The sequence below is a fragment of the Collinsella sp. AF25-2LB genome (assembly GCF_003458415.1).
GTDB lineage: Bacteria > Actinomycetota > Coriobacteriia > Coriobacteriales > Coriobacteriaceae > Collinsella.
Map to the genome: position 1 here is coordinate 95,045 of NZ_QRUF01000008.1, position 10,457 is coordinate 105,501.

10 protein-coding genes, 1 tRNA gene and 1 riboswitch are annotated in these 10,457 nt (G+C 59.8%); of the genes, 10 read left to right on the forward strand and 1 reads right to left on the reverse strand.

Going from position 1 to position 10,457, the window contains the following annotated elements; genetic code table 11:
* Positions 1 to 114 precede the first annotated feature (114 nt).
* A riboswitch (FMN riboswitch) is annotated at positions 115 to 307 on the forward strand.
* 6 nt (positions 308 to 313) lie between these two features.
* The 9 genes from DWY51_RS05335 (at position 314) to DWY51_RS05375 (ending at position 9,689) form a co-directional block, all read left to right on the forward strand.
* Positions 314 to 904, forward strand: a complete 591-nt coding sequence (locus DWY51_RS05335) for an ECF transporter S component (protein ID WP_055252299.1) — start codon at positions 314 to 316, stop codon at positions 902 to 904.
* Entirely contained in the window at positions 901 to 2,805 is a 1,905-nt protein-coding gene (locus tag DWY51_RS05340; RefSeq protein ID WP_117770105.1) for an energy-coupling factor transporter ATPase, read from the forward strand. Before DWY51_RS05335 ends, DWY51_RS05340 begins: the two co-directional genes overlap by 4 nt.
* Complete coding sequence (locus tag DWY51_RS05345; protein WP_117770106.1) at positions 2,805 to 3,605, forward strand: energy-coupling factor transporter transmembrane protein EcfT; 801 nt, start codon at positions 2,805 to 2,807, stop codon at positions 3,603 to 3,605. Before DWY51_RS05340 ends, DWY51_RS05345 begins: the two co-directional genes overlap by 1 nt.
* A gap of 30 nt (positions 3,606 to 3,635) precedes the next feature.
* Positions 3,636 to 4,082: a pyridoxamine 5'-phosphate oxidase family protein gene (locus tag DWY51_RS05350; protein ID WP_117563813.1), complete on the forward strand. Its 447-nt coding sequence runs from the start codon at positions 3,636 to 3,638 to the stop codon at positions 4,080 to 4,082.
* A 51-nt stretch (positions 4,083 to 4,133) separates the two neighbouring features.
* Positions 4,134 to 4,544 (forward strand): pyridoxamine 5'-phosphate oxidase family protein, encoded by a 411-nt coding sequence (locus DWY51_RS05355; RefSeq protein WP_117637582.1) that lies wholly within the window; start codon positions 4,134 to 4,136, stop codon positions 4,542 to 4,544.
* Between the two features lie 257 nt (positions 4,545 to 4,801).
* The gene (argC, locus tag DWY51_RS05360; RefSeq protein WP_117770107.1) at positions 4,802 to 5,872 is read left to right on the forward strand and encodes an N-acetyl-gamma-glutamyl-phosphate reductase; all 1,071 of its coding nucleotides are present in this window, start codon (positions 4,802 to 4,804) and stop codon (positions 5,870 to 5,872) included.
* 134 nt (positions 5,873 to 6,006) lie between these two features.
* Positions 6,007 to 7,275 (forward strand): bifunctional glutamate N-acetyltransferase/amino-acid acetyltransferase ArgJ, encoded by a 1,269-nt coding sequence (gene argJ / locus DWY51_RS05365; protein ID WP_199411373.1) that lies wholly within the window; start codon positions 6,007 to 6,009, stop codon positions 7,273 to 7,275.
* An 81-nt stretch (positions 7,276 to 7,356) separates the two neighbouring features.
* Positions 7,357 to 8,337 carry an acetylglutamate kinase gene (gene argB / locus DWY51_RS05370; protein WP_117655914.1) on the forward strand — a complete coding sequence of 327 codons (981 nt, stop codon included), beginning with the start codon at positions 7,357 to 7,359 and terminating at the stop codon, positions 8,335 to 8,337.
* Positions 8,338 to 8,405: 68 nt separating this feature from the next.
* On the forward strand, positions 8,406 to 9,689 hold the full coding sequence (locus DWY51_RS05375) for an aminotransferase class III-fold pyridoxal phosphate-dependent enzyme (RefSeq protein ID WP_117770109.1): 1,284 nt from the start codon (positions 8,406 to 8,408) through the stop codon (positions 9,687 to 9,689).
* 162 nt (positions 9,690 to 9,851) lie between these two features.
* On the opposite strand, the gene DWY51_RS05380 is transcribed toward DWY51_RS05375, so the two are convergent.
* A tRNA-Val gene (locus tag DWY51_RS05380) sits at positions 9,852 to 9,927 on the reverse strand.
* 433 nt (positions 9,928 to 10,360) lie between these two features.
* On the opposite strand from DWY51_RS05380, the gene DWY51_RS05385 reads away from it, so the two are divergent.
* The coding region (locus DWY51_RS05385; protein WP_369832591.1) for a GTP-binding protein at positions 10,361 to 10,457 on the forward strand (97 nt) is incomplete at its 3' end.

Sequence of the window (10,457 nt, forward strand, 5' to 3'; positions counted from 1 at the left end):
GAAAGGCGCGTTACTTTGGGATGGGTGGGGAACGTGGTTGTTGCGGCAACTGGCCCTCGCCAGAAATTACCCCTGGCGTACTTGTACCTCTCTTCCCTCGTGCTACACTTGCAATTGCTGTTTCAGGGCGGGGTGGAATTCCCCACTGGCGGTAAATCGGGCGGTGCCAAAGGGGCGCCGTGGAGCAGGCGAGGCGTCTGCGACCGAGCCGATGAGTCCGCGACCCGTGCGTGTGTTGGTTCGCATGCCGGCTGAACTGGTGAGATCCCAGTGCCAACGGTTAGAGTCCGGATGAAAGAGGCAGGTGATCTTAATGTCTGAACAGTCGCAGCATATCCATTTTGAGAACACGAATAGGTGGAGCACCAAACAGCTCGTTACCATGGCGTTGATGTGCGCCTTGGGAGCGCTGTTTATGTATGTGCAGCTGCCCATCCTTCCCTCGGCACCGTTTTTGACGTATGACCCGTCGCTGGTGCCGGCGATGGTGTGCGGGTTTGCGTATGGCCCCGGTGCCGGTACTGCTGTTGCCGCCATGGCGATCGTTATCCATGCGCTCACTACGGGTGACTGGGTCGGCGCGCTTATGAATCTGGTTGCCACGCTGGGCTACATTCTGCCCGCGGCTATCGTCTACCAGAAGATGCATACCTATAAGGGTGCCGTGATTGGCCTGGTGCTCGGCGTTATTGCCGCTACGGCGTTGTCTATGGTCGCAAACCTTACCATTGGCGTATGGTTCTGGTATGGCTCGGTCGATGTGATCGCCCCGCTCATGATTCCTGCCGTGCTGCCGTTCAACCTTATCAAGACCGTGCTTAACTCGGTATTGACGCTTGCGGTGTACAAGGCGGTTTCCAACCTCATCACGCCTAAAAAGGACCAGGTCAAAGGCCGCGCATGATTGAGTGTCGGGGCGTTTCCTTTAGTTATGACGGTGCCGCACCGGCGCTCGACGGCGTCGATCTGAACATCGAGGACGGGGAGTTTTTCTGCATCCTCGGTGGCAATGGGTCGGGCAAGTCGACGTTTGCCAAGCATCTGAATGCGCTGTTGCAGCCCGATGTGGGCACGGTACGCATCAACGGCATGGATGCGTCCGACCCCGAGCTGGTCTACGACATTCGTTCGACCGCGGGCATGGTATTCCAGAATCCCGACGACCAGCTGGTGGCAACGCTTGTCGAAGATGACATTGCGTTTGGTCCCGAAAACCTAGGCGTGCCATCGGCGCAAATTGCGCAGCGCGTACGCGAGGCGCTGAAGGGCGTGGGCCTGGTGGGCTTTGAGCACCACGAGACCCATGCGCTTTCGGGCGGCCAAAAGCAGCGCGTGGCGCTTGCCGGCGTGCTTGCCATGGAACCGCGCGTGCTCATATTGGACGAGGCTTCCTCGATGCTTGATCCGCGTGGGCGCAAGGCCCTCATGAAGGCTTGCCGCGCGTTGCACGATCGCGGCATGACCATCGTGATGATTACGCACTTTATGGAAGAGGCCGCCGAGGCCGATCGTGTCGCGGTGTTTCGGGCGGGGCATGTTGCCATGCTGGGTACGCCCGAGGAGATTCTGACGCGGGCGAATGAACTCGCTCAGCTCAACCTGGATATGCCGGCGTCGTGCTGCTTAGGTAGGACACTTCGTGCGAAGGGCGTGCCCGTTTGCGCGCAGGTACGTGAGGCGGATATGGTCGCCGAGATTGCGCAGACTTATGCCGAGCGAAGTGGGGCAGGCACCGCGGGGCAGTCTTCCGCATCCCAGTTGGAAATCGCTGACGGCACTGTTCCGGTAGACAACGAGGGCAACGCGTCGGAGCCCGTCATAGAGCTATCCCATGTTTCGTACAGTTATTCGCTCAGTCCGCGCGAGCGCCGCCGCTGGCATAAGCGCTCGGCCACTGCGGGCAAATCGAGCAAACAGGCTCTCTGGGGAAACGACCCCAGCAGTCCGTGGGCGCTGCGCGATGTATCGCTGACGGTGCGTCGCGGCGAGTTCCTGGGGCTAGCAGGCCATACCGGCTCGGGTAAATCGACTCTGGTCCAGCATCTCAACGGGCTGATCCGTCCGCAGGAGGGAAGCATTTGCGCGCTGGGGCTCGACCTATCAAACAAGAAAGACGCCGCTGCGGTTAAGGCCAAGGTCGGCGTGGTGTTTCAGTATCCTGAGCGTCAGCTGTTTGCCGAAACCGTGGCGCAGGACGTGGCGTTTGGTCCGCACAACCTTGGCTTGCCGCAAGATGAAGTCGACCGTCGTGTCGAGTCATCGCTCTCGCGCGTGGGCCTCGATCTTTCCACGGTCGGCGACAAGAGCCCCTTTGAGCTTTCGGGCGGCCAGCAGCGTCGCGTGGCGTTTGCCGGCGTGCTCGCCATGGAACCTGAGGTGCTGGCGCTCGACGAGCCCATGGCAGGCCTCGATCCGGCTGCCCGCAGGGATTTCCTGGAGCTCATTGGCCGTTTACATGACGAAGGCCTGACCGTTGTCATGGTTTCGCATAGTATGGATGACCTGGCCAACTGCTGCGACCGCATCGTCGTGATGAACGAAGGTGCGGTGTTTGCCGAGGGAACCCCCGCGCAGGTGTTTGCACATGCCGATGAGCTCAAGTCGATCGGCTTGGGCGTACCTGCTGCTCAGCGCATGGCGTTGGCGCTCGCGGAGGCGGGCGTGCCGCTGCGTTGCGGCGGGCTCTATACGGTTGAGTCGCTGGCCGACGAGCTGGCAGATTTGCTGATCGGTCGCTCAGACGGTCCTTCTAACGTCGCGGACATTGCTAAATCCAAGACGGTCGCGCGAGAGGAGGGCTGCTAATGGAGGCGTTTTCGTTTGGCAGCTACTATCCCGGCGATAGTGCGATCCACCGCCTGGACCCGCGAACTAAGTTGCTCTTGGGCTTTGTGTTTCTGATCACGACGCTCACGGTCAGCAGCTTCCGCGGACTGGCCCCGGTCGCAATCTTCGTTGTCCTGATCTATACCGTGTCCCGGGTGCCGTTGCGCCGGGTCCTATCATCGATGGCACCATTGCTGGCGATTGTCGTGGTGGTCGCAGTGCTCAACCTGTTTTCCGACCAGAGCGGGCGCATTCTGTGGCAGCTTGGCTTTTTGCAGATAAGCGAGGGCTCGCTGCATTCCGCCGCCTTTATGGCGTGCCGCCTGAGCTTGATGATGGCCGGCATGAGCGCCATTACGCTCACCACGCCTACGCTCGACCTCACCGCGGGCTTTGAGCGTCTGCTCGCACCGTTTGCGCGCGTGGGGCTCCCTGCGCATGAGCTCGGCATGATCATGGGCATCGCGTTGCGCTTTATGCCGCAGTTTGCCACCGAGATGAAGCAGACGGCGGACGCGCAGGCAAGCCGCGGTGCACGCGTAACGGGTGGCCCGCTCGGCGGCGTGCGTATGCTCGGCAGTGTGGCGATTCCACTGTTCACGGGCGTGTTCCGTCATGCCGAGACGTTGTCTGCCGCCATGGATGCACGCTGCTATCACGGCGAGCAGGGCCGCACGTGTCTGCATGCACTTGCATTTCGCCGCGGGGATGCGCTGGCTGCGGTTGTGACGATGCTGCTGTTTGCGTGTGTCATCGTCGTCAACCTTCAACTTGTTTAGGCGCGATTCGAGCGCAAGAAAGGGGTCCCTATGACCGACAACGACCGCACGGCTCAGCTTGAGCGCGCCTGTTCGTATCTCAGGCGCATTCCGGCGTGGTATCTGGCCACGACCGATGTGACCGACGGGCATCAGCCTCGCGTGAGGCCGTTTTCGTTTGCCATGGTCGATGACGGTAAGCTGTGGTTTTGCACGTCGCGCGACAAGGATGTGTGGGCGGAGCTGAGTGCGAATCCCAAGTTTGAGCTCTCGGGCTGGAAGCCGGGGGAATGTTGGATCGTGTTGACCGGCGAGGCCGCACTTGAGGACGACGCGGTTGCGAGCGACAAGGTGCGTCAAGCGGGTTTTAAGCACATGGTGGGCATCGGCGAGGAACACGAGAGTGCCAACGACGGCCGCCTTGCTTTCTTTTCGGTCCGCAACATTGCCGCGCGCTTCTGTGATATCGACGGCAGCGAGGAGCGCCTGGAGCTCTAGAGCGTCTCAAATTAACTACCCGTTCCGAATTAGCTAGCGCCAGGAGGACACATGGACGGATTGAATACGGTGTTGGAGTATCTGACGTCGGTGCCGGCATGGTATTTGGCGACGAGCGTTGACGGACAGCCTCATGTGCGTCCGTTTTCGTTTGCGCAGATCCAGGACGGCAAGCTGTGGTTTGTAACAGCGCGCACCAAAGATGTGTGGCAAGAGCTGCTGCAAAACCAGCGCTTTGAGGCCACGAGTTGGTGGCCGGGCCATGGCTGGCTCATCTTGCGCGGGCGTGCCGGCTTGGATGACCGGGCTTTAGGCGAAATGCGCGAAGCTGGGTGGAAGCATCTAGAGCGCCTGGGCGAGCACTATGAGGGGCCTAACGACCCCACGCTCGTCTTCTTTAGCGTCGAGGATCCCGAGGCTTTTATCTGCAATCACGACGAATGGGTGCCGGTCGAGCTCTAGCCAGCTGGCTCATCCTAACAACTTGGTTTTCGCATGGGCGGGCCCCGTATTGCCCGGCGCCGTTAGGAGCGCCGGTCAATACGGGGCCCGCTCCATTTGTCAATTCCTTCAAGCGAATGTGTCGGGAATGTTTCAATGCATGAATATGCAAGCCATTTACGTATTAATGCATCTTTTGGTGCTAAAGTTTCAACCCACTTCATAACGACCGCTGCGAAATGCGCATCGGTGCATAAATCGCAGACAAGGAGTCTGATATGTCTTTGAAGGTTGGAATCGTCGGCGCGGCTGGATATGCCGGAGCCGAGCTCATTCGCCTCGTCCTCGGTCATCCCGAGTTTGAACTTGCTGCCATTACGTCCAACGCCGATGCCGGCCAGCCGTTGTCTGCGGTGCACCCGAGCTTCACCGGCGTAAGCGATCTTGTCTTTACGACGCATGATGCCCCTGAGCTCAAGAACTGCGACGCGGTCTTTTTGGCCGTGCCGCACACGGCTGCCATGGCACAGGTGCCCGCGCTGCTTGCATCGGGCGTCTCCTGCTTTGATCTTTCGGCCGACTACCGTCTGAACGACGCGTCCGTTTTTGAGGCTTGGTATGCCGCCGAGCATACGAGCCCCGAGCTGCTCAAGACCCGTGCCTTCGGTCTGCCCGAGCTGTTCTGCCAGGACTTGGAGACCGCCGCATCCGACCATGCCGACGGCAAATCCGTGCTGGTCGCCTGCGCCGGTTGCTATCCCACCGCAACGAGCCTTGCCGCCGCGCCCGCCGTGCGCGCGGGCTGGGTGGCCGAGAACGGCCCCGTGATTGTCGATGCCATTAGCGGCGTGACGGGCGCCGGTAAGTCCTGCAACGCCCGCACCCATTTTTGCAGCGCCGACGAGAACTTGGAGGCCTACGGCGTGGGCAAGCATCGCCACACGCCCGAGATTGAGCAAATCCTTGGCCTGACCGATCGCGTCGTCTTTACCCCGCACCTGGCACCGCTCAAGCGCGGTCTGCTCTCCACGGTGACGCTGCCGCTCACGCCGCAGGCTCTCGATACCTTGACCCTTGAGGACGTTGTCGACCATTACAAGCAGTTCTACGCCGGTCGCACCTTTGTGCGCGTGCTCGATGCCGGCCAGCAGCCCAAGACGGCTTCGGTCGTCGGCACCAACGCTGCCCAGATTGGCCTCGCGCTCAACAAGCGCGCGGGCGTGCTGGTGGCGACGGGTGCTATCGACAATTTGTGCAAGGGCGCTGCGGGCCAAGCAGTCCAGTGCGCCAATATCGTCTTTGGCTTTGACGAGCGACGAGGCTTGCCCACAGTGGCGTGCCCGGTGTAGCACATTCGATTGTTAACGATTTGGTAGTCGGGCATCGAATGGGGCGCCACTCTTAAGCTGGTCTCATGATCACGACTGGCATGGCGCACCAACCGATGTCCGTTTTTTGTTTGACATAAGGAGTCATAAAGACGATGAATACCGAGCTGTTTGATATCAAGATTCGCGCCGTCGAGGGTGGCGTTACGGCTGCGGCTGGTTTTAAGGCTGCAGGCATCCACGCTGGGTTCCGCAAGAACCCCGAGCGTCTGGATTACGCGCTCGTCGTGCCCGATAAACCCTGTCCCGGTGCTGGCGTGTTTACCACCAATCGCTTTTGCGCGGCGCCCGTGCAGGTGAGCCGTGCCAACCTGGGCGGTACCGACAAGGGGTACGGTATCATCGCCGGCATTTCGGTCAACTCTGGCAATGCCAACGCCGCCACGGGTGAGACCGGCCTTGCATGCGCGCGCGAGACGTGCAGCATCGCATCGCAGGTCATCGGCTGCGAGCCTCAGCAGATTCTGATTGCCTCCACGGGTGTGATTGGCCAGATTCTGTCGATCGACACGTTTGAGACCGCCATTCCTGCTGCCTACGAGGCGCTCTCCGCCCACGGTGGCGCCGATGCCGCTCGCGCCATCATGACGACCGACACGCACTCCAAGGAGTACGCCGTATCCTACGTCAGTGAGGCTGCGGGTCATGCGGGCAATGTCTATACGGTAGGCGGAATGTGCAAGGGCTCGGGTATGATCATGCCCAACATGGCCACCATGATCGCAGTTATCACCACCGATGCCCCCGTCGAGCCTGCGGCACTTCATGCCCTGCTGCTCTCGACCGTCAAGCAGACCTTTAACAAGGTAACGGTCGATTCCGACACCTCGACCAACGACACCTGCATCATGCTTGCCTCCGGCGCCGCTGCCGCAGATGCCGAGCCTATCGTTGAGGGCTCCAATGCCTTTGACGAGTTGGCATTTGCCGTGCACGAGGTGTGCGAGAGCCTGGCGCGCAATATCGCCGCCGATGGTGAGGGCGCATCCAAGCTTGTTACGGTCAACGTTACCGGCGCCGCTAACAACGAGGAGGCCGATATCGCCGCCCGTGCCGTTGCCAACTCGCCGCTCGTTAAGACCTGCATCGCCGGCCACGACTGCAACTGGGGCCGCGTTGCCATGGCGCTTGGCAAGTGCGGCGTGAAGTTTAATCAGGAAGACGTTTCCATCGACATGATGGGCATGCCTGTCTGTCGCGACGGTCTGACTGTTCCCTTTGACGAGGACGAGGCTCTACGACGTTTTGAGGCGCCCGAGATCGTGATCTCGGCCGACCTGGGCGCAGGCGACGCGGCAACGACCGTGTGGACCTGCGACCTCACGCATGAGTACATCTCCATCAACGGCGACTACCGTTCCTAGATTCCAGGCACGCTGCGCATCTTGCCGCGATTGCGGACAGCGGAGCACGGCGCGATAACGATACGAAAGACGAGGCAGACTATGAAATTCGCACGCGATTGTCGTTCGAGCGAATCCAACGAAGCAACCGCGCAGCTGCTGTTCGAAGCGCTGCCGTGGATTAAGAACCTGACCGGCAAGACGGTTGTTATCAAATATGGCGGAGCCGCCATGGTCGACGAGCAGCTGCGTCGCGACGTGATGAGCGACATCGTCCTGCTTAAGATCATCGGCATGCGCCCCGTTATCGTGCATGGCGGCGGCAAGGCTATCAACGAGGCGCTGAGCCACTATGACATCCCCGTCGAGTTTAAGAACGGCCAGCGCGTGACCACGCCGGCGACTATGGATATCGTGCGCGAGGTGCTGGGCGGCAAGGTTAACCAGGAGCTGGTTGTCGCCATCAACCACCACGGCAACCTGGCCGTGGGCGTGTCGGGCAGCGACGCCGGCACGCTCATCGCCGAGCCGCTCGACCCCGAGCTCGGTCGCGTGGGCAAAGTGACGCACGTTAACACCGACTATATCGAGCGCTTACTCGATAGCGAGTACATCCCCGTCATCGCTACCGTCGCGGCGGGGGAGGACGGCGGTTTCTTCAACATCAATGCCGATACCGCCGCCGGTGCCGTTGCGGCAGCGCTCCACGCGCACAAGGCGATCTTTTTGACCGACGTCGACGGCCTGTACAAGGACTTTAGCGATAAGGATTCACTTATCTCCAACCTGACGCTCGACGAGGTCAATGAGATGCTCTACGGCGGCGAGGTCGATAAGGGCATGATTCCCAAGCTGCGCGCGGCCGTCGATGCGCTTGCCGGCGGCGTATTTCGTGCCCACATCATCAACGGCACCACGCCGCATTCGCTGCTGCTGGAGCTGCTGACCGATGCCGGCGTCGGCACCGTGATCCATTCCACCGAGACGGCCTACGAGTTCGATACGCATCCGCATCCGCTTTCGACCTTTGCGGCGCGTCTGGCCGAGAACCTCGACGAGGTCGAGAAGCTCCAGACGGTCTAGCTGACCGCAGCCGCCCAATTCCTGCACCCATAGGCCTGCGCCGTCCGGCGCTCAACGAAAGGCATTCCATGTCACTTGCAGCTCAGCAATCGCTTGAATCCAATTACGTTATGCATACCTTTGGCCGCTCGCCGGTCGAGTTTGTCGAGGGTCACGGCATGAAGCTCACCGGCGACGATGGTCGCGAATATCTCGATTTTCTTGCAGGTATTGGCGTATGCAGCCTAGGCCACGGCAATCCGGCGGTGCTCTCGGCGCTCGAGGCCCAGGCCAAAAAGCTCCTGCATGTCTCCAACTACTTCTACATTGAGCAGCGCGGCCAGGTCGCGGCGTTGCTGTCTAAGCTCGCCAACGACGATGCGGACGGTGCGCGCGTGCTTGCCGACGCGATTGCCGCTGGCGACGAGACCACGGCGGCGGCGCTTGGCGCTCCGACTGCGGGCGAACAGGTGTGGGAGACGTTCTTTGCCAATTCCGGTGCCGAGGCCAACGAGGGCTCTATGAAGCTCGCGCGTCTGTACGCCAAACGTGCCGGCAACGGTGGCAACACCATCGTGTGTATGCGCGGCGGATTTCATGGTCGTACGCTCGAGACCATTGCCGCGACCATGCAGGATTGGCTGCAGGATAGTTTCCGCCCGCTGCCGGGTGGCTTTGTGGCATGCACACCCAACGATGTAGATGAACTGCGTGCAATTTTTAAGCAGTTAGGAAGCGAGATTTGCGCTGTGATGCTCGAGCCGATCCAGGGCGAAAGCGGTGTGCATCCCATGACCGAGGAGTTTATGGCTGCGGCGCGCGACTTGGCACACGAGGTGGGTGCCGTGCTTATCGCCGATGAGGTCCAGTGTGGTATTTTCCGCTCCGGCAAGCCGTTCGCCTTCCAGACTTATGGTGTGGAGCCCGATATCATGAGTCTTGCCAAGGGCATCGCCGACGGCGTGCCCATGGGTGCCGTGGTGGCAAAGAAGGAAATCGCTGACATCTTTAAGCCCGGCGACCATGGTTCGACCTTCGGCGGCAGCTGCTTGGCCATCGCGGCGTGTGCCGCGACGCTCTCCGCGCTTGTGCGCGGTGACTACGCAGACCATGCCGCCAAGGTGGGTGCCTATATGGAGGCAAGGCTCGCCAAGCTGCCGCATGTTACCGAGGTGCGTGGTCGCGGCCTAATGCTCGGCTGTGATTTGGACGATGCTGCGGGTGATGCGCACGACGTTGTGGCTCGCGCATTGGTGGCTGGTGCGGTGATTAACGCTACAGGTGCACATACACTGCGCTTCCTGCCGCCGCTCGTGTGCGAGGAAGCCGACGTGGATGGTCTGATCGAGATCCTGGCGGGTGTTTTAGCTTAGCGCCATCAGGCATAGCAGTTTGAAGCGGGTTCCAGACTGTCACGTGCCGTTTGGCGCACGATTGGGCGAACTGGAACCCGTTTTGCTATCGATTTACCATGGCTGGGATAGGCCGTGTGCAAAAAAGAAAGGCCCCCATCGCTGGGAGCCTTTTCAATCAAGTGGTGGGCGATGAGGGATTCGAACCCCCAGCCTTGTGCGTGTAAAGCACCTGCGCTAACCGTTGCGCCAATCGCCCGCGGGAATTGAGTATAGCGGAAACCCTGCGGGGTTCACCGCTAATTCATAACGAAATCTAAGCGGAGACTTCGGCGTATACACGAGAGAGATATGGAGGTGCAGTGACAGAAAAAATTTATCTTAACAGGGTTGCTTTTGGGAATTTGATATGCTATACTATAAAAATCCAAGCAAAGGAGTTTATCAATATGCGGCAAGGTATTCTTAAATAAAATTTGATAATGGGAACAAAGACAAACGTCCTCAAGGAGAGGGCTTGGTTTTTGTACCCAATTTAAGAATACTTTTGCCTTTTCATTTCATATCGTGATAGACAACGGCCAGCCTTGGCCGCAGTTTTCATGTGTGTCCTACCTATCATCCCCAGCGGTAAAAGTATTTGTCGCTGGGGATTTTTGCGCCCTTCTGGGCCTTGTATGGAGGACAATCATATGAAAATCATCAATATTGGCATTCTTGCTCATGTAGACGCAGGTAAGACGACCTTGACGGAGAGCCTGTTATATACCAGCGGAGCAATCGAGGCGC